Annotated in this window: 27 protein-coding genes and 1 pseudogene; 19 read left to right on the plus strand and 9 right to left on the minus strand. The window is 72.7% G+C overall.

Features of this window, described 5'->3' with window-relative positions; all coding sequences use genetic code 11:
* The 4 genes from AB0J39_RS09905 to AB0J39_RS09920 form a co-directional block, all read left to right on the plus strand.
* The coding region (locus tag AB0J39_RS09905; protein ID WP_363463024.1) for a hypothetical protein at positions 1–189 on the plus strand (189 nt) is incomplete at its 5' end.
* On the plus strand, positions 147–557 hold the full coding sequence (locus AB0J39_RS09910; RefSeq protein WP_363463025.1) for an acyl-CoA dehydrogenase family protein: 411 nt from the start codon (positions 147–149) through the stop codon (positions 555–557). The genes AB0J39_RS09905 and AB0J39_RS09910, both read left to right, overlap by 43 nt.
* Positions 554–979: a MaoC family dehydratase gene (locus AB0J39_RS09915; protein WP_363463026.1), complete on the plus strand. Its 426-nt coding sequence runs from the start codon at positions 554–556 to the stop codon at positions 977–979. Before AB0J39_RS09910 ends, AB0J39_RS09915 begins: the two co-directional genes overlap by 4 nt.
* Complete coding sequence (locus tag AB0J39_RS09920; RefSeq protein ID WP_363463027.1) at positions 976–2,151, plus strand: lipid-transfer protein; 1,176 nt, start codon at positions 976–978, stop codon at positions 2,149–2,151. Before AB0J39_RS09915 ends, AB0J39_RS09920 begins: the two co-directional genes overlap by 4 nt.
* A gap of 161 nt (positions 2,152–2,312) precedes the next feature.
* On the opposite strand, the gene AB0J39_RS09925 is transcribed toward AB0J39_RS09920, so the two are convergent.
* Entirely contained in the window at positions 2,313–3,221 is a 909-nt protein-coding gene (locus AB0J39_RS09925) for an SDR family oxidoreductase (RefSeq protein WP_363463028.1), read from the minus strand.
* Here AB0J39_RS09925 and AB0J39_RS09930 point away from each other — a divergent pair.
* Together AB0J39_RS09930 and AB0J39_RS09935 are read left to right on the plus strand one after the other, a co-directional pair.
* Positions 3,220–4,821: a FadD3 family acyl-CoA ligase gene (locus AB0J39_RS09930; RefSeq protein ID WP_363463029.1), complete on the plus strand. Its 1,602-nt coding sequence runs from the start codon at positions 3,220–3,222 to the stop codon at positions 4,819–4,821. The two genes, AB0J39_RS09925 and AB0J39_RS09930, sit on opposite strands and share 2 nt — an antisense overlap.
* Positions 4,822–5,136: 315 nt before the next feature.
* On the plus strand, positions 5,137–6,438 hold the full coding sequence (locus tag AB0J39_RS09935) for a condensation domain-containing protein (protein ID WP_363463030.1): 1,302 nt from the start codon (positions 5,137–5,139) through the stop codon (positions 6,436–6,438).
* Positions 6,439–6,533: 95 nt separating this feature from the next.
* Here AB0J39_RS09935 and AB0J39_RS09940 read toward each other — a convergent pair whose 3' ends face one another.
* The gene (locus AB0J39_RS09940; protein WP_363463031.1) at positions 6,534–6,929 is read right to left on the minus strand and encodes a hypothetical protein; all 396 of its coding nucleotides are present in this window, start codon (positions 6,927–6,929) and stop codon (positions 6,534–6,536) included.
* Between the two features lie 91 nt (positions 6,930–7,020).
* Positions 7,021–8,001 carry an aldo/keto reductase gene (locus AB0J39_RS09945; RefSeq protein ID WP_363463032.1) on the minus strand — a complete coding sequence of 327 codons (981 nt, stop codon included), beginning with the start codon at positions 7,999–8,001 and terminating at the stop codon, positions 7,021–7,023.
* Positions 8,002–8,064: 63 nt separating this feature from the next.
* Between AB0J39_RS09945 and AB0J39_RS09950 the strand changes: the two genes are divergently transcribed.
* The 8 genes and pseudogenes from AB0J39_RS09950 to AB0J39_RS09985 all read left to right on the plus strand — a co-directional run bounded on the left by AB0J39_RS09950 (position 8,065) and on the right by AB0J39_RS09985 (position 14,077).
* Positions 8,065–9,042: a transcriptional regulator gene (locus AB0J39_RS09950; RefSeq protein ID WP_363463033.1), complete on the plus strand. Its 978-nt coding sequence runs from the start codon at positions 8,065–8,067 to the stop codon at positions 9,040–9,042.
* Positions 9,043–9,236: 194 nt separating this feature from the next.
* Positions 9,237–9,986: an enoyl-CoA hydratase family protein gene (locus tag AB0J39_RS09955; protein ID WP_363463034.1), complete on the plus strand. Its 750-nt coding sequence runs from the start codon at positions 9,237–9,239 to the stop codon at positions 9,984–9,986.
* A complete protein-coding gene (locus AB0J39_RS09960) occupies positions 9,986–10,849 on the plus strand; it encodes a CoA-transferase (protein ID WP_363463035.1) in 864 nt (287 codons plus the stop codon). The genes AB0J39_RS09955 and AB0J39_RS09960 overlap by 1 nt, the downstream gene beginning before the upstream one ends.
* Complete coding sequence (locus tag AB0J39_RS09965) at positions 10,846–11,598, plus strand: CoA-transferase (RefSeq protein ID WP_363463036.1); 753 nt, start codon at positions 10,846–10,848, stop codon at positions 11,596–11,598. The genes AB0J39_RS09960 and AB0J39_RS09965 overlap by 4 nt, the downstream gene beginning before the upstream one ends.
* Positions 11,599–11,606: 8 nt before the next feature.
* Complete coding sequence (locus AB0J39_RS09970; protein ID WP_363463078.1) at positions 11,607–12,665, plus strand: nitronate monooxygenase; 1,059 nt, start codon at positions 11,607–11,609, stop codon at positions 12,663–12,665.
* Between the two features lie 19 nt (positions 12,666–12,684).
* On the plus strand, positions 12,685–13,272 hold the full coding sequence (locus AB0J39_RS09975) for a TetR/AcrR family transcriptional regulator (RefSeq protein ID WP_363463037.1): 588 nt from the start codon (positions 12,685–12,687) through the stop codon (positions 13,270–13,272).
* Positions 13,273–13,298: 26 nt separating this feature from the next.
* Positions 13,299–13,586 (plus strand): annotated as a pseudogene (locus AB0J39_RS09980) (MBL fold metallo-hydrolase); the annotation flags it as partial.
* A 164-nt stretch (positions 13,587–13,750) separates the two neighbouring features.
* Entirely contained in the window at positions 13,751–14,077 is a 327-nt protein-coding gene (locus tag AB0J39_RS09985) for a hypothetical protein (protein ID WP_363463038.1), read from the plus strand.
* A gap of 40 nt (positions 14,078–14,117) precedes the next feature.
* On the opposite strand, the gene AB0J39_RS09990 is transcribed toward AB0J39_RS09985, so the two are convergent.
* From AB0J39_RS09990 to AB0J39_RS10000, 3 genes are read right to left on the minus strand one after another with little or no spacing between them, the layout of a single operon-like run.
* Positions 14,118–15,119, minus strand: a complete 1,002-nt coding sequence (locus AB0J39_RS09990) for an acyl-CoA dehydrogenase family protein (RefSeq protein WP_363463039.1) — start codon at positions 15,117–15,119, stop codon at positions 14,118–14,120.
* On the minus strand, positions 15,116–16,246 hold the full coding sequence (locus tag AB0J39_RS09995; protein ID WP_363463040.1) for an acyl-CoA dehydrogenase family protein: 1,131 nt from the start codon (positions 16,244–16,246) through the stop codon (positions 15,116–15,118). Before AB0J39_RS09995 ends, AB0J39_RS09990 begins: the two co-directional genes overlap by 4 nt.
* Complete coding sequence (locus tag AB0J39_RS10000; RefSeq protein WP_363463041.1) at positions 16,236–17,114, minus strand: enoyl-CoA hydratase; 879 nt, start codon at positions 17,112–17,114, stop codon at positions 16,236–16,238. Before AB0J39_RS10000 ends, AB0J39_RS09995 begins: the two co-directional genes overlap by 11 nt.
* Before the next feature lie 113 nt (positions 17,115–17,227).
* On the opposite strand from AB0J39_RS10000, the gene AB0J39_RS10005 reads away from it, so the two are divergent.
* The 4 genes from AB0J39_RS10005 to AB0J39_RS10020 all read left to right on the plus strand — a co-directional run bounded on the left by AB0J39_RS10005 (position 17,228) and on the right by AB0J39_RS10020 (position 21,585).
* Positions 17,228–18,001 carry an SDR family oxidoreductase gene (locus tag AB0J39_RS10005; protein WP_363463042.1) on the plus strand — a complete coding sequence of 258 codons (774 nt, stop codon included), beginning with the start codon at positions 17,228–17,230 and terminating at the stop codon, positions 17,999–18,001.
* A gap of 14 nt (positions 18,002–18,015) precedes the next feature.
* Positions 18,016–18,633 (plus strand): TetR/AcrR family transcriptional regulator, encoded by a 618-nt coding sequence (locus tag AB0J39_RS10010; RefSeq protein WP_363463043.1) that lies wholly within the window; start codon positions 18,016–18,018, stop codon positions 18,631–18,633.
* Positions 18,634–18,644: 11 nt separating this feature from the next.
* Positions 18,645–19,802 (plus strand): acetyl-CoA C-acetyltransferase, encoded by a 1,158-nt coding sequence (locus AB0J39_RS10015; RefSeq protein WP_363463044.1) that lies wholly within the window; start codon positions 18,645–18,647, stop codon positions 19,800–19,802.
* 184 nt (positions 19,803–19,986) lie between these two features.
* Positions 19,987–21,585 carry a peptide chain release factor 3 gene (locus tag AB0J39_RS10020; RefSeq protein ID WP_363463045.1) on the plus strand — a complete coding sequence of 533 codons (1,599 nt, stop codon included), beginning with the start codon at positions 19,987–19,989 and terminating at the stop codon, positions 21,583–21,585.
* Positions 21,586–21,598: 13 nt separating this feature from the next.
* Here AB0J39_RS10020 and AB0J39_RS10025 read toward each other — a convergent pair whose 3' ends face one another.
* Together AB0J39_RS10025 and AB0J39_RS10030 are read right to left on the minus strand one after the other, a co-directional pair.
* Positions 21,599–21,994, minus strand: a complete 396-nt coding sequence (locus tag AB0J39_RS10025; RefSeq protein ID WP_363463046.1) for a hypothetical protein — start codon at positions 21,992–21,994, stop codon at positions 21,599–21,601.
* Positions 21,958–22,416: a hypothetical protein gene (locus tag AB0J39_RS10030; protein ID WP_363463047.1), complete on the minus strand. Its 459-nt coding sequence runs from the start codon at positions 22,414–22,416 to the stop codon at positions 21,958–21,960. The genes AB0J39_RS10025 and AB0J39_RS10030 overlap by 37 nt, the downstream gene beginning before the upstream one ends.
* Positions 22,417–22,519: 103 nt before the next feature.
* On the opposite strand from AB0J39_RS10030, the gene AB0J39_RS10035 reads away from it, so the two are divergent.
* On the plus strand, positions 22,520–22,819 hold the full coding sequence (locus tag AB0J39_RS10035; protein ID WP_363463048.1) for a nucleoside triphosphate pyrophosphohydrolase: 300 nt from the start codon (positions 22,520–22,522) through the stop codon (positions 22,817–22,819).
* Between the two features lie 111 nt (positions 22,820–22,930).
* Here AB0J39_RS10035 and AB0J39_RS10040 read toward each other — a convergent pair whose 3' ends face one another.
* Positions 22,931–24,208, minus strand: a complete 1,278-nt coding sequence (locus AB0J39_RS10040) for a cytochrome P450 (RefSeq protein ID WP_363463049.1) — start codon at positions 24,206–24,208, stop codon at positions 22,931–22,933.
* Positions 24,209–24,302 lie beyond the last annotated feature (94 nt).

A 24,302-nucleotide genomic window follows, 5' to 3' on the forward strand; every position in this document is an offset into this window, starting at 1 on the left:
ACCGGCACGGGCAAGACCTATGCCTTCGGCGTCGCCATGCTGCAGCTCGTCGGCAAGCCGAGGAAGAACCGCAGCAGGCGGCCGGCACGCCGGGCGACGGCGCCGTCGCGTGGACGATCGAGCGCGCGGCGGTCGCGCTGGCGGCCGTGCAACTCGGCGTCGCCCAGGGCGCGCTGCGGCACGCCGTGACCTATCTGTCCGAGCGCACGCAGTTCGGCCGTCCGCTCGGCACCTTTCAGGCGGTGCAGCACCAGCTCGCCGACTGCTACATCGACGTCGAGGCGATGCGCGTATGCCTGTGGCAGGCCGTCACCCGCATCGAGGAGGGCGGGGACGCCGCGGCGGCCGTGCTGGTCGCCAAGTGGTGGGCGGGGGACGCCGGGCTGACCGTGGCGCACCGGGTGCAGCACGTTCACGGCGGCATCGGGGTCGACGTCGACTATCCCGTGCACCGCCACTTCCTGTGGGCCAGACAGATCTCCGGCACGCTGGGCGGGCCGAGCGCCGACCTCGCCAAGCTCGGCGCGGTCGTCGCCGCCGGAAGGACCGCCTCATGAACGCGCGGACGTACGACGAGGTGAGCGTGGGGGAGGAGCTGCCCGCGCTGCCGATCCCGCTGACCCGCACGCTCATCGTGGCGACCGCGATCGCGAGCCGCGACTACCAGGACGTCCACCACGACCCCGGCCTCGCGGTCGAGCGCGGGTCGAAGGACGTCTTCATGAACATCCTCACCACCAACGGGCTGGTGGACCGGTACGTGACCGAATGGGCGGGCCCGGCCGCCGTCGTCACGGCGATCAGGATCAGGCTCGGGGTGCCCAACTACCCCGGCGACACGATGACGCTGACCGGCACGGTGACCGCCAAGCACGACGAGGACCGCCGGGTCGAGATCGCCGTACGCGGCGAGAACGGCCTGGGCGCCCACGTCACCGGCACCGCCGTCGTACGGCTTCCGGCGAAGGGCGCGGCATGACGAGGCTTTCCGGCGCCGCCGCGATCGCCGGCATCGGCGCCACCGAGTTCTCCAAGGACTCCGGCCGCAGCGAGCTGCGGCTCGCCTGCGAGGCGGTGCTCGCGGCCCTCGCCGACGCGGGGCTGAAGCCGTCCGACGTGGACGGGATGGTGACGTTCACCGCCGACACCAGCGCCGAGATCCATGTCGCCCGCAACACCGGCATGGGCGAGCTGACGTTCTTCTCCCGCGTCCCGCACGGCGGCGGTGCGGCCTGCGGCACCGTCCAGCAGGCCGCGATGGCCGTCGCGGCCGGCGTCGCCGAGGTGGTCGTCTGCTACCGGGCCTTCAACGAGCGGTCCGGTGTCCGCTACGGCCTCGGCCAGGCGGACCGCCCGATCGAGACGGGCGCCGACAGCGCCGCGTACGCCTGGCTGAACCCGTTCGGCCTGTCGACGCCCGCGCAGTGGGTGGCCATGTTCGCCCGCCGCTACATGCACGAGTACGGCGCGACCAGCGAGGACTTCGGCCGGGTGGCGGTGGTGGACAGGAAGCACGCCGCGACTAACCCGGCGGCCTGGTTCTATCAGCGGCCCATCACCCTGGAGGACCACCAGGCGTCGCGCTGGATCGCGGAGCCGCTACGCCTGCTGGACTGCTGCCAGGAGACCGACGGCGGCCAGGCGCTGGTCGTGGTCTCGGCCGAGCGGGCGCGCGACCTGCCGCACCCGCCCGCCGTCGTCCTCGGCGCGGCCCAGGGATCCGGCGACGACCAGCACATGATGACCAGTTACTACCGTCCCCGCGTCACCGGCATCCCCGAGATGGGACTGGTCGGGCGGCAGCTGTACGCGCAGAGCGGCCTCGGCCCCGCCGACGTGGACGCGGCGATCCTGTACGACCACTTCACCCCGCTGGTGCTGCCCCAGCTGGAGGAGCTGGGCTTCTGCGCCCCCGGCGAGGCCAAGGACTTCGTCGCCGAGGGCAACCTGGAGCTCGGCGGGCGGCTGCCGTGCAACACCCACGGCGGCCAGCTCGGCGAGGCGTACCTGCACGGCGTGAACGGCGTCGCCGAGGCCGTGCGGCTGGTGCGGGGCACCAGCGTCAACCAGCCGGAAGGAGTGCGCACCGTGATCGTGACGGCGGGCACCGGGGTGCCCACCAGCGGCCTCGTCCTCGGCGCGGACCGGTGAACGCGGGCCAGACGAACGCCGCCGGGTGGGCCGGCCGTGAGCTCGGCGAGCGCACGGCCGCCTACGACGAGCGGGAGGCGATCCGGCGACGCGGTCGTGTTCGAGGCCGCGGTGAACGGCACGCCCGTGCTGACGGGCGGGCGTGCCGTCTTCCGCGCCGCTCAGCCGCGCGTCACTCCGGTCCCGGTCACGAGGTAACGGGCCGGCACCTCGCCTCCGCCGTGCACCGGGACGTCCGCCCCGGTCAGGTAGGAGGCGAGGTCGCTGGCGAGGAAGAGGCAGGCGTTCGCCACGTCCCGCGGCACCGCCATCCGGCGCATCGGGATCACCTCGGACAGCGCCGCTCCGCCGTCCTCGCCGTACATGGAGGCGGCGGCCTCGGTCCTGATGAGGCCGGTGGTGATGTGGTTGACCCGCACCTTGGGCGACCATTCCAGCGCCAGCGCCCTGGTGAGCACGAGCAGCCCGGCCTTGGCCGCCGAGTACGCCGCGGTGCCGGGCTGCGGGTCGGCGCCGGACACGCTGCCGATGTTGATGATCGAGCCGCCGGTCTCCTGCTCGCGCATGACGAGGTTGGCCGGCTGGGCCACGTAGAACGGCGCGAGCAGGTTGAGGTCCACGATCCGCTCGACGAACCGCGGCGAGACCGTCGCCGCGTCGGAGTTCGGCGAGCCCCCGGCGTTGTTCACCAGCACGTCCAGACGGCCCAGGTGATCCACGGCCCGCTCCACCAGCCGCGCCGCCTCCCCGGGGTCCCGGATGTCGGCGGCGGCGAAGCGCGCCGTCCTGCCGTCCGCGGCGGGCAGCGTGTCCGGCTCGTTCCGCCCGCACACCACGACCTCGGCGCCCGCGGCGAGGAACGCCTCGGCGATCACGAAGCCGATGCCCTTGGTGCCCCCGGTCACCAGCGCCGCCCGGCCGCCGAAATCCATCGTCACGTTCACCGCGTCCTCCCGCCTCTCGATACGCCCCAGGGAGGGTACGGCCGCCCGTCCGCCGACGGGGGAGACGTACCGGCCAGCGGGACCACGGCTGACGGGCCGGGCCGCGACGGCCACCATGACGGTCATGACCGACAACGAGGCGCTGACGATCCCGGGAGTGCTGGAGCGGGCGGCGCGGGAGTTCCCGGGCGCGGAGGCCGTGGTGGACGGCGCGTCCCGCCTGACCTACGCGGAGCTGCACGCCCGGGTGCGGGAGGCGGCCCGCGGCTACCTCGCGCTCGGCGTCAAGCCGGGGGAGCGGGTCGCGATCTGGGCGCCCAACAGCACGCGGTGGATCGTCACCGCTCTCGGCGCGCTCCGCGCCGGGGCCGTGGTGGTGCCCATCAACACCAGGTACAAGGGTGAGGAAGCCCGCTGGCTCCTGGCCCGCGGCCGCGCCCGGGTCCTGTTCACCGAGGACGGCTTCCTCGGCAACGGCTACCTCGCCATGCTCGGTGTCGCCGCCGCCGGCACGCCGGACCTGCCCGGCCTGACCACGGTGGTGGCGTACGACGGCCCGCGGCCGGGCGCGACGAGCTGGGACGATTTCCTCGCGGCGGGCGTGCGCGTGCCGGAGGAGGAGGCCCGGGACCGCGCGGCGGCGGTGCGCCCCGACGACGTGGCCGACATCCTGTTCACCTCCGGCACCACCGGCAGGTCCAAGGGCGCGATGTGCACCCACCGCCAGAACGTCCGCACCTACCTGGCCTGGAGCGCGCGGACCGGCCTGCGCCACGGCGACCGCTATCTGATCGTGAACCCGATGTTCCACACCTTCGGCTACAAGGCCGGGGTGTTCGCCTGTCTGCTGAAGGCGGCCACGATGGTGCTCCAGCCGGTGTTCGAGCCGGAGGAGACGATGCGGCTGATCGAGGCCGAGAAGATCACCGTGCTGCCCGGGCCGCCGACCGTCTACGTCTCCATGCTCGACGCCCCCGGCCGCTGCCGTCACGACCTGTCGTCGCTGCGGCTCGCGGTGACCGGCGCCTCGGTCGTCCCGGTGGCGCTCGTACGCCGCCTGCGGGCCGAGCTGTTCCCCCAGGTCGTCACCGCGTACGGGCTGACCGAGTCGTGCGGCACGGTCACCGCCTGCTCGGTGGAGGACGACGACGTGACCGTGGCCACCACCTCCGGCCGGCCGATCGAGGGCGTGGAGGTGAAGGTGACCGGCCGGGACGGCGCCCCGGTGCCCGTGGGGGAGGACGGCGAGATCCTGGTGCGCGGGCACAACGTCATGCTCGGCTACCTGGACGACGACGAGGCGACCGCGGCGGCGGTCGTGGACGGCTGGCTGGTCACCGGCGACCGCGGCCGCCTCGACGAGCGGGGCTACCTCGCCGTCACCGGCCGCTCCAAGGACATGTTCGTGGTCGGCGGCTTCAACGTGTACCCGGCGGAGATCGAGCAGGTGCTCGCCGCCCACGAGGACGTCGCCGAGGCCGTGGTGATCGGCGTGCCGGACGCCCGCATGGGCGAGGTCGGCCGCGCCTACGTCGTGCCCCGCCCGGGCACGGTGGTCAGCCCCGAGACGCTGACGGCCTACTGCCGGGAACGGCTGGCCGACTTCAAGGTCCCGCGCGAGGTCGTCCTCGTGGACGGCCTGCCGCGCAACGCCACCGGCAAGATCGACAAGGCGGCCCTATGGGAGCGTTTCGAAAAAACTGGTCCGGCCTCATTGTCCGAATAGGGCCGGACCGGATCCGGCGGCATCGAACGGAGAAGTTTCCAGGTTGTCAAACGCCGGGACGGAGCCCTTCCCGGCGGTGTCCGCCACGTGCGGAAACCGCCTGCCGTCCCGGCCGGGTCACGCCGGGCCGCGGCGAACGACGACAGAGGATCTTGACCGGCCCAGAGACGAAACCTAGCCTTCATGGGAGCGTTCCCACGGCTGCCCCGCACCACGCGTTCGCGCGGGCGGTGACCCAGGTCTGCGGCTGTCCGGGATCGGGGCCGCGGGCCGGAGATTTCGGAGTCAGACGTCTCTGACCGTCAAAGGAGAGGCATGCGGCTTACGGTGGACTTCGCCTCCGACCGTTCCGGTAGGGCGGAGCTCGCATGGGGACAGCGGGCCATCTGGGAGGCAATCCACGGAGTTGGGCCGGACGACGCCCACTACTTCAACGTGCCCCGGGTGCTCGCCGTCCCCCGCGCGGGCGATCCGCGCCGCCCCGAGGCCGTGGCGGCGGCCCTGGCCGAGGTGATGGGCAGGCACGACGGCCTGCGATCCCTGGTACGGCTGGGCGCGGACGGGCCGTACCAGGAGGTGGCGGCGGCCGGGACCCTGCCGATCGAGGTGGTCGAGGCGGCACGCGGCGACGCCGACGCCGCCGCTGCGGACCTCGTCGCCCGTCTGGCCGGTCGATCCTTCGGCGACGGGGAGCAGCCGCTGCGCGCCGGTTTCGTGGTCTCCGACGGCGCCGCCACCCACGTGGCGCTCGCGATCAGTCACGTCGTCGCGGACTGGCGCGCGGCCGACGTCGTGGTGCGCGACCTGCGGATGCTGCTGCTGCGCGGAGCGATCGCGCGACCGCCGTCGTCGCAGTTGCTCGACCTGGTACGGGAGGAGAAGGCCGCGTCGGCCCGCTCCGACCGGGCGATCGCGCAGTGGGAGGCGCTTTTGCGGACCGTGCCGTCCGGTATGTTCCCGAAAGCGGTCGGAGCGGGCTCGACGCCGAGGTACGCACGGGCCGTGTTGTCCTCGCCCCGGCTCAACCACGCCGCACATGTGCTCGCCCGCCGTACCGGCGTCAGCACAGCCACGGTGCTGCTGGTGGCGGTCACCATGCTGCTGCGCGAGCTGACCGGGCACGAGGTGTGCGCGATCACCCCGATCGTGCACAACCGCTTCGACGATCGGACCCGAGACCTGGTCACCAGCCTGAATCAGCTGGGACTGTTCACCCTGGGCTCGTGCGGAAGCCTCGGCGAGACCCTCGTGAGCGAGTATCCGGCGGTTCTCGCGTCTTACCGGCGCGCGCGTTTCGACACGCGGGCCTTCGACGCGATGATCGACCGAGTGAGCGCCGACCGGGGCGTCTCCGTGTTTCCGTCGTGCTGCTTCAACGACCTGCGTCCCGGCGAGGATCCGGGCGGCGCCGGCAGCGGGGACGGGGAGTCCGAGCTGGAGTGGCTTCCCGGCACGGACCAGCGCAGCTGCTACTTCTGCCTGGCCCTGATGCGCTGGAAGGGCACTCTCGGCGTGGAGCTGAGCGCCGACACCACCCGCCTGCCCGAGGGCGAGATGGCCGCCCTGCTGCACCGGCTGGAGTCCTTCGTGGTCGGCGCGGCTCAGTCGCCTTCCTAAAGGGGGTCGACACAGGGCAGTTCGACGGCGGCCGTCAGGGCCGCCCTCCTCGCGAGGGGTGGCGGTGACGGTGTAGATCTCGGCCTGCAGCCGGTTCAAAGTCTCCCTGCCCTCGGCGTCGTCGAGTTGCAACGGGGAGGTCGGTCCGAAAAGGTCGGCTCCTGTCTCGACGGCGTGCAGAACTCGGCCGTATCGCTCGAGCGTCGAGTGACGTCCATGCGCCGGCTGAGAAGGCTCGCGGCGAGGCGTTCGAGGTCGGCGAGGAACCGGTGCAGATCATGCGTGTGGACCGTCGGCCGGCTGAGGTAAAGGATCGCCGGGGGGATCCGATCGTCGTTGTCGAGGAGATTCAACCAGCGGAGCAGGCGGTCGACCTCGTCGGCTCCGGTAGCGGCCTTGTAGTCGGCTCGTCTGACCACCTCGTATGCGTCGGACAGCGGGACCAGTACTTCGTCGATGAATGCCCTGCCATCGTCGAACCTTGAAAGCACCGAGGTCAGATTTCATCGTCCCGCTGGTGCGCTCTTCCCTACAAACGATTCGGGTGGCGTAGACGCTCGGATGACGCCGCCGGGCGCGGTTTCACCAGGCCCAGGCCTCCGGGGCGGGGCCGCCCTTGCCGACCGGAGGGAACAGCTCGTCCAGCCGGGACAGGATCTCGGCGGACAGCCCGGTGCGCAGCGCGGTCAGCGGCAGGTCGAGCTGCCCGGGGGAGCGCGGCCCGATGACCGGGGCGGTCACCCCGGGACGCGACAGCAGCCAGGCGAGCGCGACGGTGGTGGGCTCCTCGCCGATCTCGGCGCACAGCTTCTCGTAGCCCTCGATCGCCGCCCGGTGCGGCTCGACCCGCTCGGGGGCGTGCAGCACGCTGCGGCCGCCCGCGCCCTCGCGCCGCTTGCGCAGCGCCCCCGACAGCGCGCCGAAGTGCAGCGGCGAGTAGGGCAGGATCCCGATCCCCAGCTCGACCGCGGCGGGCAGCACCTCCAGCTCGGCGTGCCGGGTGAGCAGGTTGTATTTGCACTGTTCGGAGACCAGGCCGAGGAAGTTCCTCCGATCGGCCGCCGCCTGCGCGCGGGCGAGGTGCCAGCCGGCGAAGTTGGACGAGCCCACATATCGCACCTTGCCCTGGACGACCAGGGTCTCCATGGCCTGCCAGATCTCCTCCCACGGCGTGTCCCGCTGCACGTGGTGCATCTGGTAGAGGTCGATCCGGTCGGTCCGCAGGCGGCGCAGCGACGCCTCGCAGGCGGCGATGATGTGCCGGGCCGACAGCCCGCCGTCGTTCGGCCACTCGGTCATCGGGGCGTACACCTTCGTGGCCAGCACGATCCTGTCCCGGTGGCCGGTCTTGTCGAACCAGCGGCCGATGAAGCGTTCGCTCAGGCCGTCACCGGTCTCCCGGCCGTACATGTTCGCGGTGTCGACGAAGTTCACGCCGTCGGCGTGCGCCCGGTCGAGGATCGCGTGGCTCTCGGCCTCGTCGATCTGCCAGCCGAAGTTCATCGTGCCGAGGCAGATCCGGCTGACGCGCAGGCCGGTCCGCCCCAAACGGGGGTATTCCATGCGCCGACCGTACGAACGCGGGGGCGCTGTCCGTCAGCCGTTCGAGCATGCTCGAATGGACGGGTGATCCGGATCGAGCTCGCCCCCGCCGACCTGCTGCGGCTCAGGTTCGCGCACAGCCCGATGGCGGAGGTCGTCGCCAGTTGCCTCGCGCTGCGCTCCCGCTCGGCGCGGCTGGTCCCCGCGTCCTGGCGGGCCCGGGCCGAGCCGTCGCTGCGGGGCCTGACCACCCTCGGCCCGCTGGTCCCCGGCCCCACCGGTTATGTGCCCGACTTCCTCACCCCCGCGCCCGTCACCGCCCGGCCGACCCTGGAGCAGGAGCTGCGGGTGGTCGCCGCGACCCCGCCCGGCCGGGCCGCGGCCGAGGTGGACCGAGCCTGGGCCGGGCACCGGGCGCCGCCGGAGATCGAGCGGTTCGCGACCGACCCGGCGGGCGCGCTGGCCGAGACGGTGCGGGAGGCCAGGCGCTACTTCGCGGTGGCGATCGCGCCGGCCTGGCCGCGGCTGCGCGCGCTCGCCGAGGGCGAGCTGACCCGCCGCGGGCTCCTCGCCGCCGAACGCGGGCCGCGGGCGCTGCTCACGGACCTGCACCCGCGCCTCGACTGGGACGGCGAGGCGCTGCGGCTCGCGTACGCCAAGGACGGCGAGTTCGGCCTGGACGGGCATCCGCTCACTCTGCTGCCGACCGGGTTCACCGGTCCGCACGTGTACACGATGACCGGCACCCCGTCGGGACGTGCCCTGTGGTACGCCCCTGGCGGTTACGGCCGGTTGTGGGACCGGCCCGTGCCGGCCGAGCCGCCCGCGGCGCTGGCCGCCCTGCTCGGCCCGACCCGCGCGGCCGTGCTCGCACTGCTGGCCGAACCGGCCAGCACCGGGCAGGTGGCCGCCGCCCTCCGGCTGGCTCCGGCGACCGCCTCGCACCACCTCACCACGCTCAGGGACGCCGGCCTGGTGACCGGCGAACGGGAAGGCCGCCGTCTGCGCTACCGCCGCACCGGCCTCGGCGAACAACTCGCCGGGGAGAGCCGGGCGCCCTGAGCGCCCGTCGCTCCCTGCCGCCCGCCGTTCCGGTGGCCGACCCGCCCTCGCCGGACAGGCTCAACCCGAGGTCGTCGACGACGACCCGGTCACTGCAGATCATCCCGGTCTCTCCGACCCGACAAGGGGCATCGCCTGCGGCGATCCGCTCTGCTAGCGTAATTTCTAACAAATGTTAGATGGAAAGGTGTCGCATGGGAATCTCGACCAGCCGTGACGGCGAGGGCGTCGCCGAGGTCGTGGTGGACGCCCCGCCGGTCAACGCGCTGACCGTGCGCGGATGGTTCGACCTGGCCGACGCCGTACGGGAGGCCGGGCGCGACCCGGAGACCCGCGTCGTGGTGCTGCGGGCCGAGGGCCGCGGGTTCAACGCCGGCGTGGACATCAAGGAGATGCAGGCGACCCCCGGGTTCGACGCGCTGGTGGGGGCCAACCGCGGCTGCTACGCGGCGTTCGAGGCGGTCTACGAGTGCGAGGTGCCCGTGATCGCCGCGGTGCACGGCTTCTGCCTGGGCGGCGGGGTCGGCCTGGCCGGAAACGCCGACGTCGTGGTCGCCTCCGACGACGCCTATTTCGGCCTGCCGGAGGTGGAGCGGGGCGCGCTCGGCGCGGCCACCCACCTCGCCCGGCTGGTGCCCCAGCACCTGATGCGCGCGATGGTCTACACATGCCGCAACGTCACCGCCACCGAACTGCACGCGTTCGGCTCGGTGCTGGAGGTCGTGCCGCGCGAGCGTCTGCGCGACGCGGCGCTGGAGGTGGCGGCGCGGATCGCGGCCAAGGACCCGTACGTCATCCGGCGGGCCAAGGAGTCCCTCAACGGCATCGACCCGGTCGACGTCAAGCGCAGCTACCGGTTCGAACAGGGCTTCACCTTCGAACTCAACCTGATGGGCGCCGGCGACCGGCACCGGGACGCCTTCGTCGCGGAAGGAGGCCGGTGATGGGCACTCGGATGACGATCGAGGAGATCGTCGGCTCGCTGGAGAGCGGCATGACGATCGGCATCGGCGGCTGGGGCTCCCGGCGGAAGCCGATGGCGCTGGTCCGGGCCGTCTACCGGTCCGCGCTGACGGACCTGACGATCGTGTCGTACGGCGGGCCTGACGTGGGCCTGCTCTGCGCGGCGGGCAAGGTGCGCAAGGTCGTCGCCCCGTTCGTGACGCTCGACTCGATCGCCCTCGAACCCCACTTCCGGGCCGCCCGGCAGCGCGGGACCGTCGAGTTCACCGAGTACGACGAGGGCATGTTCATGTTCGGCCTGCTCGCGGCGGCACACCGGCTGCCGTTCCTGCCGACGCGGGCCGGGCTCGGCTCGGACGTGATGCGGGTGAACCCCGGACTGCGCACGGTCCGCTCGCCGTACGACGACGGGGAGGAACTGATCGCGGTACCCGCGCTCACGATGGACGTGGCGCTGGTGCACGTGGACGTGGCCGACACCCGGGGCAACGGGCGCTACCTCGGCCCCGATCCGTACCTGGACGACCTGTTCGCGAAGGCGGCCGGGCGGTGCTTCGTGTCCTGCGAGCGGATGGTCGAGCCGGGCGAGCTGGGCGGACCGCCGCAGACGCTGCTGGTCAGCCGCATGCACGTGACCGGCGTGGTCGAGACCCCCGGCGGCGGTCACTTCACGGACTGTCACTCCACCCACGGGGGGCAGGGCCGGGACGAGATGTTCCAGCTGCACTACGCCGCCTCGGCGGCCGACCCGCAGGCGTGGGCGGCGTTCGCGGACCGGTTCCTGTCCGGCGACGAGGCGGCCTACCGGGAGACCGTGCGGCAGTGGCGTGAGGAGGGGCGATGAGCGCGACCCGGGCGGAGATCTGCGTCGTGGCCTGCGCGGAGGCGTGGCGCGGCGACGGCGAGATCCTGGCGGCGGCGATGGGCACCTGCTCGATCCTGGGCGCCCGGCTGGCCCGGCTCACGTTCGAGCCTGGCCTGCTGACCACGGACGGCGGCGCGCTGCTGACCGCCGAGGCGGTGCCGTTCGGCGCCCCCGCGGGGGCCGTGGAGGGCTGGCTGCCGTTCCGTGAGCACCTGTGGCTGGTGCAGAACGGGCGCAGGCACGTGATGATGGGCGCCTCCCAGATCGACAGGTACGGCAACACGAACATCTCGGCCATCGGCGACTGGGCGCGGCCGAAGTCGCAGTTGCTCGGCGTGCGCGGGGCCCCCGGCAACACGATCTGCAACCCGACCAGCTACTGGATCCCCAAGCAGTCCACCCGGGTCTTCGTGCCGGAGGTGGACGTGGTCAGCGGCGTCGGCCGCGACCGTGCGGCCGGGCTGGGCCCGCGGGCCGCCCGTTTCCACGACCTGCGCCGGGTGGTGACCGACCTCGCGGTGTTCGACTTCGGCACCTCCGACGGCTCGATGCGGCTGGTCTCGGCGCATCCCGGCGTCGAGGTCGAACAGGTGAAGGCGGCCACCGGCTTCGACCTGGTCGTCGAGGGCGACGTGCCGCGGACGCGGCAGCCCGCCGACGAGGAGCTGCGGCTCATCCGCGAGGTGCTGGACCCGAAGTTTCTGCGTGACCTGGAGGTGCGGGTGTGATCGGGCCGATGCTGGACACCCCGCTCACGCGGCTGACCGGCGTGCGGCACCCGGTCGTGCAGACCGGCATGGGCTGGGTGGCCGGTCCCCGGCTGGTGTCGGCGGTGGCGAACGCGGGCGGCCTCGGCATCCTCGCCTCGGCCACGATGACCGTGGCCCAGCTCGCGGCCGCCGTCGAGGAGGTCCGCTCGCGCACCGACGCGCCGTTCGGGGTGAACCTGCGCGCCGACGCGGGCGACGCGGCGGAGCGGGTCGACGTCCTCATCCGGAACCGGGTGAAGGTGGCCTCGTTCGCCCTCGCCCCGCGCCGGGAGCTGATCGCCAGACTCAAGGACGCCGGGATCGTGGTCATCCCGTCCGTCGGCGCCCGGCGGCACGCGGAGAAGGTCGCCGCCTGGGGCGCCGACGCCGTTCTCGCGCAGGGCGGCGAGGGCGGCGGCCACACCGGGGCGGTCGCCACGACGCTGCTGCTGCCGCAGGTCGTGGACGCCGTCGACATCCCGGTGATCGCCGCCGGCGGCTTCTTCGACGGGCGCGGCCTCGCCGCCGCCCTCGCGTACGGCGCGGCGGGCGTGGCGATGGGCACGCGGTTCCTGCTGACGGCCGACAGCTCCGTTCCGGAGGCGGTGAAGCGGACCTACCTCGGCATGTCCGAGACCGTGGTCACCCGGCAGGTGGACGGCATGCCGCACCGCGTGCTGCGCACCGACCTGGTGGACGGCCTGGAGCGGTCGGGGAAGGTGTCCGGACTGGTGCGCGCGGTGCGCAACGCGGCGCGCTTCCGGAAGATCTCCGGCATGTCGTGGCCGGGCATGATCCGCGACGGCCTGGCCATGAAACACGGCAAGGAGTTGAGCTGGTCGCAGGTGCTGATGGCGGCCAACACCCCGATGCTGCTGAAGGCGGCCATGGTGGACGGTCGCCCGGACCTCGGCGTGATGGCGTCCGGGCAGGTCGTCGCGCTCATCGACGACCTGCCCACGTGTGAGCAGCTGATCGACTCCGTCGTCACCCAGGCCGCCGGGGTCGTCCGCGGTCTCGGCGGGAATCTTGCCGAGACTATGTAGACCGGTCTAGTCTGAGGGTATGACGCGAAGGAACGACACGCGCGAGCGCGTCCTGCGCACCGCCGCCGGGCTCTTCCAGCGGCAGGGCTACAACGCCACCGGCCTCAACCAGGTGCTGGCGGAGAGCCGGGCGCCCAAGGGCTCGCTCTACTTCCACTTCCCCGAGGGCAAGGAGCAGCTGGCCGCCGAGGCGGTGGCGGTGGCGGGCGGTGAGCTCGGCGGGCGGATCGCCGCCGCCGTGGCCGCCGCCCCCGGCCCCGCCGAGGCCGTCGCCAGGATCGGCGACCTGCTCGCCCGCAACCTGGAGGAGTCGGGGTTCGAGGAGGGCTGCCCGGTGGCCACGGTCGCCCTGGAGGCCGCCGGCGGCAGCGAACCCATCCGATCGGCCTGCGACGCGGCGTACGCCTCCTGGCTGCGCGGCCTGGCCGACCACCTGCGGGGGCACGGTGTTGACGAGGCCGAGGCGCTCGCCGACCTGGTCCTGTCCTCGCTGCAGGGGGCGCTCCTGCTCGCCCGCGTGCGTCGCGACACCGGCGTCATCCACACGGTCACGCGACGGATCGGCGGACTGGTCGCCGACGCCGCCGGACGGAAGGGTTCCGAGTGAAGGTCCACCACCTCAACTGCGGCTCGATGCGGAAGATCGAGCCCATCGACGACGGCCGGGCTTCCGCACACGCGGTCAGCCACTGCCTGCTCGTCGAGACCGCCCGCGACGGCCTGGTGCTCGTGGAGACGGGGCTAGGGCTCGGCGACGTACGCGACCCGGCGGGCTCGCTCGCCGCGGACTGGACGGAGATGGTCGAGCCGGTGCTCGACCCGGCCGAGACCGCCGTGCGACAGGTCGAGCGGCTCGGTCACGCGCCCGCCGACGTGCGGCACATCCTGCTGACCCACCTCGACGTCGACCACTCCGGCGGCCTGCCGGACTTCCCGGACGCCCGGGTGCACGTCCTGGAAGAGGAACTGGCCGCCGCCGTGGCCGAGGCCCCAGCAGGCGCTACCGGCCGGCGCACTGGGCCCACCGGCCCCGCTGGACGACGTACGAGTCCGGTGCGGGCGAGGAGTGGTTCGGCTTCGGCGGGGTGCGGCAGCCGGACGGGCTGCCGCCGGAGTTCCTGCTGGTGCCGCTCGGCGGCCACACCGCCGGGCACGCGGCGGTGGCCGTCCGTGACGGCGGACGCTGGCTGCTGCACGCGGGCGACGCGTACTTCTACCACGGCGAGCTGCGGGCGGGGGAGCCGGAACCGCACCCGATGCTCGACATCGTGCAGACCGGCTCCCAGGTCGACGCGGAGCTGCGGCTGCGCAACCGCGACCGGCTGCGCGCGCTCGTCCGCGACCACGCGGGCGAGGTCGAGGTCTTCTCCGCCCACGACCCCTGGGAGTTCGAGCGGTACGGCCCCGCGTAGGCGTACCCGTCCACGGCGGGACCACCGGGGCGCGGGAACGTCACCCGCGCGTCAGCGCCGCCATGACGCGGGCCCGATGGTCCGACGGCGAGCCCCACGCCGTGTGCAGGGCGCGCGCCCTGCGGATCAGCAGGCTGGGGTCGTACTCGTCCGTGTAGCCGATCGCGCCGTGCACCTGCAGGGCGATCTTCGCCGCCGCGTACGCCGCCTCGGACGCCGCGGCCTTGGCCGCCGACACGTCCCGGGCGAAGTCCGGCGTCCCGTACGCCAGGGCGGCCCCGTGCACCAGCGGCCGGGCGTACTCCAGCCCGACCAGGGCGTCGGCCAGGTGGTGCTTGACCGCCTGGAACTCGCCGATCGGCCGGCCGAACTGCCGCCGGACCTTCGCGTGGTCCACCGACACCTCCAGCAGGCGGCGTCCCGTGCCGACCAGCTGCGCGGCGCACACCAGCACGCCCATGTCGTACGCCTCGGCCGCGGCGGCCGCGACGCGCGCTCCCTCGGCGAGCACCTCGCCCGGTGCGACGGGGAACAGCCGCCGGGCGGGGTCGAGGGACGCGCGCATCTCACCGGGGACGGCGGCGCACAGCCGCCCGCCGTCCACCAGCAGCGCCAGGTCGGCGGCGTCGGCGTCCGGCGCGTACGGCGCCGCCGGGGGCAGCGCGAGCGTGACGAGGGCCGCGCCCTCGGCGATCGCGGGCAGCCACCGGCCCGCGAGCGCCTCGTCGCCCAGCCGGTCGAGCAGCCGGTCGAGCAGCACGGCGGCGGCCACGGTCTCGGCGTACGGCCCGGGCACGCCGTGCCTGCCGAGCTCGTGGAACGCGGTCACCAGCTCGACCGGCAGCGGCCCGGCCCCTCCCGCAGACCGGGGCACGGCGATCGCGAACACCCCGGTCTCGGCCAGGGTGCGCCACAGCGCGAGGCCGCGCTCGCGCCGTCCGGCCGCCCAGTCGCGCACCACGCCCGGCACGGCCGCCCCGGCGAGCAGTTTGCCGAGGGTCTCGCCGAACAGCCGCTGCTCGGCGTCGAGGACGAATCTCATCGGCTTCCCGCCTTCGGCAGGCCGAGCACGCGCTCGGCGATCACGTTGCGCTGGATCTCGTTGGTCCCGGCGTAGATCGGGCCGGCCAGGGAGAAGACGTAGCCCTCCAGCCACTCGCCCGCCAGCTCGCCGTCCGGGCCGAGCAGGTCGAGGGCCGTCTCGTGCAGCGCCACGTCCAGCTCCGACCAGAAGATCTTGTTGACGCTCGACTCCGCGCCCACGTGCTCGGTTCGGGAGATCGTCTCGAAGCCCTTGAGCCGGTAGGCGCGTGCCTTGATCCACGCCTCGGCCACCCGGTCGCGCGTCGCGGTGTCGGCGGGGTCGCCGCGCTCGCGCCACAGCCCCAAGAGGCGGTCGGCGGCGGCCAGGAACCGGCCGGGGCTGCGCAGCGTGAGCCCGCGCTCGTTGTCGGCGGTGCTCATCGCGACCGTCCACCCCGAGCCCGGCTCGCCGATCACGTCGCGATCGGGGACGAACACGTCATCGAAGAACAGCTCGGCGAAGGCCGGCTTGCCGTCGATGCGGCCGATCGGCCTGCGGGTGATCCCCTCGGCGTCGAGCGGGAACATGAGGTAGGTCAGCCCCCGGTGCCGCTCGGCCTCCGGGTCGGAGCGGAACGGCCCGAAGCCCCAGTCGGCGAAGGCGGCCCGCGAGCTCCACGTCTTCTGGCCGTTGAGCAGCCAGCCGCCGCCGGTCCGGGTCGCGGTCGCGCGCAGGGACGCCAGGTCGCTGCCCGCCCCCGGCTCCGACCACGTCTGCGCCCAGATCACCTCGCCGGAGGCCATCGACGGCAGGACGCGGGCGAGCTGCTCGGGCGTGCCGTGCCGGAACAGCGTGGGCGCGAGCAGGTTGATGCCGTTCTGGCTGACCCGTCCCGGCGCGCCCGCCGCGTAGTACTCCTCCTCGAAGACGAGCCACTCCAGCGGGGTGGCGTTCCGGCCGCCGTAGTCCTCGGGCCACGACACCACCGACAGGCGGGCCTCGTGCAGCTCGCGCTCCCAGACGCGGTGGGCGGCGAAGCCCTCCTCGATCTCCAGGGACGGCAGGGGAGCGGCGGGCACGTGCTCGCGAAGCCAGGAGCGCACCTCCGCGCGGAACGGCTCCACGGACGACAAGTCAAGATCCATCGGCGGCCGCCTTCATGCTCTTGGGATCCATCCCGGCCAGGGAGTCGGCCGAGGTCTCGGCGTTGTGGGCGTGGGCGAGGTGGTGCAGGCCGAAGACCGAGTCCATCCCGGCGTGCATCCCCTGCAGGTCCTCGGCCTGGTTGACCGCCCTCTTGGTCAGCGCCAGGCCCATCCGCGGCATCGCCGCGATCCTCCCGGCCAGCGCGAGGGTCTCGGTCTCCAGGTCCTCGCGCGGCACGACCCGGTTGACCATGCCCACCTCGTACGCCCGCCGGGCGGGCATCCGGTCGCCGGTGAACAGGAACTCCTTGGCGATCCTGGGCGGCATCGCCCAGGGGTGGGCGAAGTACTCCACACCCGGGATGCCCATCCGTACGACGGGGTCGGCGAAGAACGCGTCGTCGGAGGCGACGATCAGGTCGCAGACCCAGGCGAGCATGAGCCCGCCCGCGATGCACGCGCCCTGCACCATGGCGATCGTCGGCTTGGGGATCTCCCGCCACCGCCGGCACATGCCCAGGTAGACCTCCGACTCCCGCGCGTAGCGGCTCTCGGCGCCCTCCTTGCCGACGTGGTCCCACCACAGGCTCGCCCTGCGCTCGAACGACACGTGGGCGTCCCTGCCAGGCGTGCCGATGTCGTGCCCGGCCGAGAAGTGCCCGCCCTCCCCGGCCAGGACGATCACCTTGACCTCGTCGTCGGCCACGGCCCGGTAGAAGGCCTCGTCCAGCGCGTACGTCATCGCCGAGTTCTGCGCGTTGCGGTACTGCGGGCGGTTCATCGTGACCACCGCCACCGGGCCGCGCCGCTCGTAGCGGACGACCTCCGTGGGACCCTTCTCGGAACCCTTCTCGGAACGCTCCGTCATGAGAACCTCCACGTCATGGGACTCTCGCTCTTTTCTAACAACTATTTGGTAGAGTAAATCACGAGGCGCACGGCGAGGAGAGGGCCTTCCGGGTCCGTGAAGGGGTAGGGGGCATGCCGACCTACGTGACCGGTCACGGTCTGCTGCGTGATCGGGTGGCCGTGGTGACCGCCGCGGCCGGCACCGGCATCGGGGGCGCCTGCGCCCGGCGCATGCTGGAGGAGGGCGCCCGGGTGGTCCTGAGCGACGCCCACGAGCGCAGGCTCGGCGAGAGCCTGGCCGTGCTGCGGGAGGAGTTCGGCGCGGACGCGGTGACCGCGGTGTCCTGTGACGTCACCTTGGAGGAGCAGGTCCAGCGCCTGTTCACCGAGGCGGAGGAGCGCTTCGGCCCGGTCGGCGTCGTCGTCAACAACGCCGGGCTCGGCGGCACGGCGACGCTCGTCGAGATGACCGACGAGCAGTGGGGCCGGGTGCTCGACGTCACGCTGACCGGCACCATGCGCTGCACCCGCGCCGCGCTGAGGCGCATGCAGCCGAGGGGCCGCGGCGTCGTCGTCAACAACGCCTCCGTGATCGGCTGGCGGGCGCAGGAGGGCCAGGCGCACTACGCGGCGGCCAAGGCCGGCGTCATGGCGCTGACCAGGTGCGCGGCGATCGAGGCCGCGCCGTACGGCGTGCGGGTCAACGCCGTCGCGCCCTCGCTGGCCATGCACCCCCACCTGGCCAAGGTCACGACCGAGGAACTGCTGGCCGAGCTGACCAGGAAGGAGGCCTTCGGCCGCCACGCGGAACCATGGGAGGTCGCCAACGTTATCGTCTTCCTCGCGAGCGACTACTCCTCCTACATGACCGGAGAGATCGTCTCGGTCTCCAGCCAGCATCCCTGAGAGGTCGACCAGCCATGAGCCCACGACGCAGAGACGCAGAGAGCACCGCCGCCGCCCGCGCCGAGCGGCGGGCCGAGCTGCTGGCCACCGCGGCCGAGGTGTTCGCGTCCCGGGGCTACGCGGCCACGACGGTCCGCGAGGTGGCGGAGGCCGCCGACATGCTCGGCGGCAGCCTCTACTACCACTTCGACTCCAAGGAGTCGATGGTCGACGAGATCCTCTCCGCGTTCCTCACCGAGCTGTGGGCGGCGTACGACAAGGTGACCGGCTCCGGTCTCGGCGCACGGGAGACCTTCGAGGCGCTGATCGTGGAGTCGTTCCGCACGATCCACCGGCACCGTCCGGCCGTCGTGATCTATCAGAACGAGTCCAAACACCTCGCGACGAGCCCGCGCTTCTCCTATCTGACGGAGTCGCAGCGGCGCTTCCGCGAGCTGTGGCTGTCGGCGCTGGACCGCGGGGTCACCGACGGCGTCTTCCGTGCCGACCTCGACACGGGCCTCATCTACCGCTTCATCCGCGACACCGTGTGGCTGGCCGCGAGCTGGTACCGCGGTGACGGCAGGCTGCCGGCCGAAGAGATCGCCAGGCAGTACATAGCGATGGTCCTGGAAGGGATCCTGACGACCTGAGGAGTTCCGCGATGGCGGAGGCATACATCGTCGAGGCGGTGCGCACCCCCGTGGGCAGGCGGAACGGAGGCCTTTCCGGCGTCCACCCCGCCGACCTCGGCGCGCACGCGCTCGCCGAGCTCATGAAGCGCTCCGGGGTAGATCCGGCCGCGGTGGAGGACGTGGTCCTCGGCTGCCTGGACACGGTGGGCCCGCAGGCCGGCGACATCGCCCGCACCTGCTGGCTGGCCGCCGGGCTGCCCGAGGAGGTGCCGGGCGTGACCGTCGACCGGCAGTGCGGCTCCTCCCAGCAGGCCGTCCACTTCGCCGCGCAGGCCGTGATGTCCGGCACCAGCGAGCTCGTCGTCGCCGGCGGCGTGCAGAACATGTCCCAGATCCCGATCGCCTTCGCCTCGCGCGGCGCCGCCGGCTCCCTCGGGCTCACCGAGGGCCCGTACGTCGGCTCGCGCGGCTGGCAGGCCCGCTACGGCAGGCAGGACGTGTCGCAGTTCCGCGGCGCCGAGATGATCGCCAGGGACTGGGACATCTCCCGCGAGGACATGGAGGCGTTCGCCTTCGAGTCGCACCAGCGGGCCGTCCGGGCGACCGACGAGGGCCGCTTCGCCCGCGAGATCGCCCCGCTCGAGGGCGTCACCGCCGACGAGGGCCCCCGCCGGGACACCACCCTGGAGAAGATGGCCGGCCTGAAGCCCCTGGAGGAGGGCGGGCGGCTCACCGCCGCCGTCGCCTCGCAGATCTCCGACGGCGCGGCCGCCCTGCTGATCGCCTCCGAGGCCGCCGTCACGGCGCACGGCCTGCGGCCCCGGGCCCGGATCCACCACCTGTCCGCCCGTGGCGAGGACCCCATCCGCATGCTGTCCGCGCCGATCCCCGCCACGGCGTACGCGCTGAAGAAGACCGGCATGTCGATCGGCGACATGGACGTCGTCGAGATCAACGAGGCGTTCGCGTCGGTGGTGCTGGCCTGGCTCAAGGAGACGGACGCCGACCCCGCCCGGGTCAACCCCAACGGCGGCGCGATCGCGCTCGGCCATCCGCTCGGCGCGACCGGCGCCCGGCTGATGACCACCATGCTGCACGAGCTGGAGCGCACCGGCGGCAGGTACGGCCTGCAGACCATGTGCGAGGGCGGCGGCCAGGCCAACGTCACGATCATCGAGCGCCTGTAGTTCCCCGCGTCCGCGGTGGGGACCGCCCCGGGCGGCGCCGATTCCGGAGCGCGGCGCCCGGCGCGGTAACCTCAACCGTCCACCGCTGTTTGGGAGCCCGGATGGCCTGCACGCACCACGACCGCACCACGACCCGCGTCTCGGGGATCCGCGTCTCGGGGATCCACGCTTCGGGGGTCCGGCGATGAGCGCCGTCACGGGTGAGGCGGCGCGCCGCCGCACGTTCGCGGTGATCAGCCACCCCGACGCCGGAAAGTCCACGATGACCGAGGCGCTCGCCCTGCACGCCTCGGCGATCACCCAGGCGGGAGCCGTGCACGGCAAGGCCGGCCGGCGGGGCGTGACGTCCGACTGGATGGAGATGGAGCGGGCCCGCGGCATCTCCATCACCTCGGCCGCGCTGCGCTTCGACTACCGCGACCACGTGTTCAACCTGGTCGACACCCCGGGCCACGCGGACTTCTCCGAGGACACCTACCGCGTGCTGGCCGCGGTCGACTGCGCGGTCATGCTGCTCGACGCGGCCAAGGGCATGGAGCCGCAGACCATGAAGCTGTTCGAGGTCTGCCGCCACCGCCGTATCCCGGTCATCACGTTCGTCAACAAGTGGGACCGGCCGGGCCAGGAGCCGCTGGAACTGCTCGACGAGATCGAGGAGCGCACCGGCCTGCGTCCCACGCCGGTCACCTGGCCGATCGGCGCCGCGGGGAACTTCCACGGCGTGGTCGACCGGCTGGAGGACCGCATCGTCCGCTACACCCGCACGCCCGGCGGCGCCACCAAGGCGCTGGAGACCGAGCTGTCCCCCGAGCAGGCCGCCGCCGAGCTCGGCGACGACTGGACCCGCGCGGGGGAGGAAGCCGACCTGCTCGCCGCCATCGGCGCCGAGCACGACCAGAAGGCGTTCGAGGCGCACGAGTCCACGCCGGTGCTGTTCGGCGCGGCGCTGTCCAACTTCGGCGTGGCGCGGCTGCTGGACGTGCTCGTCGACCTGGCCCCCGCCCCCGCGCCCCGGCTCGACGTCGAGGCCGCGGCCCGGCCGCTGGACGCGCCGTTCTCCGGCCTGGTCTTCAAGGTGCAGGCCAACATGGACCCCGCCCACCGCGACCGCATCGCGTTCGTCCGGGTCTGCTCCGGCCGGTTCGAGCGCGGCATGGTGCTCACCCACGCCGCCACCGGCCGCCCCTTCGCCACCAAGTACGCCCAGTCGGTGTTCGGCCAGGAACGGGCCACCATCGACGAGGCGTACCCGGGAGACGTCGTCGGGCTGGTGAACGCCACCGCGCTGCGGCCGGGGGACACCCTTTACGAGGGGAAGCCGGTGGAGTTCCCGCCCATCCCCAGCTTCGCCCCCGAGCACTTCGCCGTCGCCCGATCCCGCAGCACCGCCAAGGCCAAGCAGTTCCGCCGCGGCATCGACCAGCTCGACGGCGAGGGCGTGATCCAGGTGCTCCGCTCCGACCTGCGCGGCGACCAGGCTCCCGTGCTGGCCGCGGTCGGGCCCATGCAGTTCGAGGTCGTGCAGCACCGCCTGGCCACCGAGTTCGGCGCGGAGATCGTCCTCGACCGGCTGGAGTACACGCTCGCCCTCCGCACCGACGCCGAGTCCGCGGAGGTGCTCCGGCGCCAGCGCGGCGCGGAGGTCCTCGCCCGCAGCCGCGACCAGGCCCTGCTCGCCGTGTTCACCGACCAGTGGCGCATGCGCTCCATCCAGCGCGAACACCAGGGCCTGACCCTCGAACCCCTGATCGCCGGTCAAGGCCTCCCCGGCCCGTCCGCCTGACCGGCCGTACGCGTCAGGACAGCTCCTGGTGGACGTCCCGGATGAAGGCGCGCCAGCCGCCTCTGCGCGCGTACGGCCCGAGAGTCAGCTCCAGGGTCCTGCGCAGCGGGTGCGGAGATCCCATGATCGCCTCGTTCCGACGGGCCAGCCCGGTCAGCTCGGCGCCGTTGGGCGGGCGGCTGCTCTTGCGCAGGTTGCAGGCCGCGTGGGCGGGAGCGAGGTTCCAGATCGCGTCGAGGTCGATCGTCAGGCGGTATCGGCGCATGGCCGAGAAGGGGAAGACGTGGTCCACCGCGATCTCGTCCGTGCCGGGTGTGAGCGGTTCCGTGCAGATCAGGCAACGTCCGTGCTGGAAACCGATCACCGCCTCGGTCACCCCCGCCACGGATCTGCGCCCCAGCCTGTCCATGATTCGTAAGGTGTCCGGGTCGACCTGACGCCTTCCTCTATGAGACTGCGGCCGACACCGGCCGCGAAGGACGTCTCCACGATGCTCCACCGGGCGTCCAGTTCATCGCGCAGGCTCACCGTCTGCTCGCTCGCGGCGACGGCGCGCAGGTCTTCGCTCAGGCGGACGATCCGCTCTCGCGAGGTCCCGGTCACCTCGTAGAAGCGGTGCGGCACCTGCCCTGCGCCCCGCAGGTTGTGAAACTTCCGCATGACCATCTCGGGCATCGACTTCAGTGTCGCCGCCAGCAGCTTCTCGGTCGGAGACCCGAGCCGCAGGGACTCCGCCGCCTCGGCTTCGGCCACGGCCAGATAGTCCGTGGGGTTGCGCACTGTCTTCGGCTTCGCCTGGGGAGCCGCTTCCATACGTGCGACCAGACCCATCGCGTACGGTGCCGCGAGTTCGCGGAGCGGAATTCGCGTGCGGAACGGTCCGCGGCGCTACCCTCTGGACACCCGAACGAGGACATGAGGGGGACGCGAGGGCATGGGGAAGCTCGTACGCGACAAGATTCCGGACATCATCCGCCGGGACGGCCGGGAGCCGGTCGTGACCGTGCTGGACGAGGTCGCCTTCCGTGAGGCGTTGCTCGCGAAGCTGCTGGAGGAGTCGGCCGAGCTCAGCGAGGCCCCTCCGGCACAGGTGCCCGAAGAGATCGCCGACGTGCTCGAAGTCCTCCACGCCCTGGCACGGGTTCACGGCCAGGACTGGCGGGACATTGAGCGGCTCGCCGACGCCAAACGCGCGGAGCGTGGCGGGTTCCACGACCGCGTCTACCTCGGCTGATGATCGGGCCGCGGCCACCTCGGTCGTTGGCTCACCTGGATGCGCAATTCGGTGACGACATCAGCCGGCTGATTTAGATTCACCGGTGTGGCGGCGCCCCCGAACGCCTCGTCATCCTGCCTGATTGGGCGTCCCGAGGCGTACGGGAAGGTGGGCGAGGCGCCAGGAGACGGGGAAGAACTGGCGGTCGAGGTCCTCGGGCGCGACGGCCAGTTCGAGGCGGGGGTAACGGCGCAGGAGCGCGCCGAGGGCCACCTCGCCCTCCTGCCGGGCCAGCGCCGCGCCCAAGCAGTAGTGCAGGCCGTGACCGAAGCCGACGTGGACCTCCTTGTGCCCGTCGGGCTCACGGGCGATGTCGAGCCGGTCGGGGTCCTCGAACCGCCGGGGGTCGTAGTTGGCCGACACCAGCACCGCCATCACCGGCTCGCCCCGGCGCACCGTCATGCCGCCGATCTCGACGTCCTCGGCCGCGTAGCGGAACCGGGTGACCTGGACGGGCCCGCACCAGCGCATGAGTTCGTGCACGGCGGGGGGCAACAGGCCCGGGTCGGCCCGCAGCGCGGCGAGCTGGTCCGGGTGGGTCAGCAGCGCGGCGGTGCCGTTGCCGATCAGATGGGCGGTGGTCTCGTGCCCGGCGAGGACGAGCGTGAGGACCATGGTGACCAGTTCGGTGTCGGTCAGCCGGTCGCCGTCCTCGTCGTGGACGCGGATCAGGCCGGTCAGCAGGTCGCCGGCGGGCTCGGCGCGGCGGCGGGCGATGAGCTCGTGGATGTAGGTCACCATGTGCCGCAGGGGCTCGGCCATCGCCCCCGGTTCGAGCGACACCAGGCCCTTGCCCCATTCCCGCCACCGCGGGCGGTCCTCCTCGGGGATGCCGACCAGCTCGCAGATGACGGTGATCGGCAGGGGGTAGGCGAAATGCTCGATCAGGTCGGCGGCGCCGTCCACGGCGTGACCGGGCAGCCGGTCGAGGAGATCCTCGGCGATCTCCTCGACCCGGGGGCGCAGCTCCGCCACCCGGCGGGCGGTGAAGGCGCGCGAGACCAGCCTGCGCAGCCGGAGGTGGTCGTCGCCGTCGGAGTCGAGGATGCTGTCCAGCAAGTACACGGCGTACTCGGGTGGGATGCCGCGGGCCTCGATGAGCGCCTCGCGGATGTTGCCCACGTCCGCCCCCGGCACGCTGGCCGGGTTGTTGACGAACCGGCGGTCGCCCAGCACGGTCTTGACGTCGTCGTAGCGTGTGACGAGCCAGACGGGGGAGCCCAGGCCGGGGAAGGAGCCGCGCACCATCGGGGCCTGCTCCCGCAGGCGCGAGAAGCCCTCGAACGGATCGCGCGCCAAGTCCGCGTCGAACAGGTTGACGGGCTCCGTCGTGCCGGACGTGCTCATGACCACCCCCGTGGGTTCGGCATGGTGACCGGGGCTGTCAACGTACGTCAGGACGGGCGGCGGGGCAATGGTCACTCCGTCAAGGAGTGCACGA

The sequence above is a fragment of the Microbispora sp. NPDC049633 genome (assembly GCF_040675265.1).
Taxonomy (GTDB): Bacteria; Actinomycetota; Actinomycetes; order Streptosporangiales; family Streptosporangiaceae; genus Microbispora; species Microbispora maris.

Coding starts and splice junctions, on each gene's coding strand:
- AB0J39_RS09915 (WP_363463026.1), top strand. CDS start 554: ATGAACGCGCGGACGTACGACGAGGTGAGCGTGGGGGAGGAGCTGCCC.
- AB0J39_RS09920 (WP_363463027.1), top strand. CDS start 976: ATGACGAGGCTTTCCGGCGCCGCCGCGATCGCCGGCATCGGCGCCACC.
- AB0J39_RS09930 (WP_363463029.1), top strand. CDS start 3,220: ATGACCGACAACGAGGCGCTGACGATCCCGGGAGTGCTGGAGCGGGCG.
- AB0J39_RS09925 (WP_363463028.1), bottom strand. CDS start 3,221: ATGACCGTCATGGTGGCCGTCGCGGCCCGGCCCGTCAGCCGTGGTCCC.
- AB0J39_RS09935 (WP_363463030.1), top strand. CDS start 5,137: ATGCGGCTTACGGTGGACTTCGCCTCCGACCGTTCCGGTAGGGCGGAG.
- AB0J39_RS09945 (WP_363463032.1), bottom strand. CDS start 8,001: ATGGAATACCCCCGTTTGGGGCGGACCGGCCTGCGCGTCAGCCGGATC.
- AB0J39_RS09955 (WP_363463034.1), top strand. CDS start 9,237: ATGGGAATCTCGACCAGCCGTGACGGCGAGGGCGTCGCCGAGGTCGTG.
- AB0J39_RS09960 (WP_363463035.1), top strand. CDS start 9,986: ATGGGCACTCGGATGACGATCGAGGAGATCGTCGGCTCGCTGGAGAGC.
- AB0J39_RS09965 (WP_363463036.1), top strand. CDS start 10,846: ATGAGCGCGACCCGGGCGGAGATCTGCGTCGTGGCCTGCGCGGAGGCG.
- AB0J39_RS09970 (WP_363463078.1), top strand. CDS start 11,607: ATGCTGGACACCCCGCTCACGCGGCTGACCGGCGTGCGGCACCCGGTC.
- AB0J39_RS09975 (WP_363463037.1), top strand. CDS start 12,685: ATGACGCGAAGGAACGACACGCGCGAGCGCGTCCTGCGCACCGCCGCC.
- AB0J39_RS09990 (WP_363463039.1), bottom strand. CDS start 15,119: ATGAGATTCGTCCTCGACGCCGAGCAGCGGCTGTTCGGCGAGACCCTC.
- AB0J39_RS09995 (WP_363463040.1), bottom strand. CDS start 16,246: ATGGATCTTGACTTGTCGTCCGTGGAGCCGTTCCGCGCGGAGGTGCGC.
- AB0J39_RS10000 (WP_363463041.1), bottom strand. CDS start 17,114: ATGACGGAGCGTTCCGAGAAGGGTTCCGAGAAGGGTCCCACGGAGGTC.
- AB0J39_RS10005 (WP_363463042.1), top strand. CDS start 17,228: ATGCCGACCTACGTGACCGGTCACGGTCTGCTGCGTGATCGGGTGGCC.
- AB0J39_RS10010 (WP_363463043.1), top strand. CDS start 18,016: ATGAGCCCACGACGCAGAGACGCAGAGAGCACCGCCGCCGCCCGCGCC.
- AB0J39_RS10015 (WP_363463044.1), top strand. CDS start 18,645: ATGGCGGAGGCATACATCGTCGAGGCGGTGCGCACCCCCGTGGGCAGG.
- AB0J39_RS10020 (WP_363463045.1), top strand. CDS start 19,987: ATGAGCGCCGTCACGGGTGAGGCGGCGCGCCGCCGCACGTTCGCGGTG.
- AB0J39_RS10025 (WP_363463046.1), bottom strand. CDS start 21,994: ATGGACAGGCTGGGGCGCAGATCCGTGGCGGGGGTGACCGAGGCGGTG.
- AB0J39_RS10030 (WP_363463047.1), bottom strand. CDS start 22,416: ATGGGTCTGGTCGCACGTATGGAAGCGGCTCCCCAGGCGAAGCCGAAG.
- AB0J39_RS10035 (WP_363463048.1), top strand. CDS start 22,520: ATGGGGAAGCTCGTACGCGACAAGATTCCGGACATCATCCGCCGGGAC.
- AB0J39_RS10040 (WP_363463049.1), bottom strand. CDS start 24,208: ATGAGCACGTCCGGCACGACGGAGCCCGTCAACCTGTTCGACGCGGAC.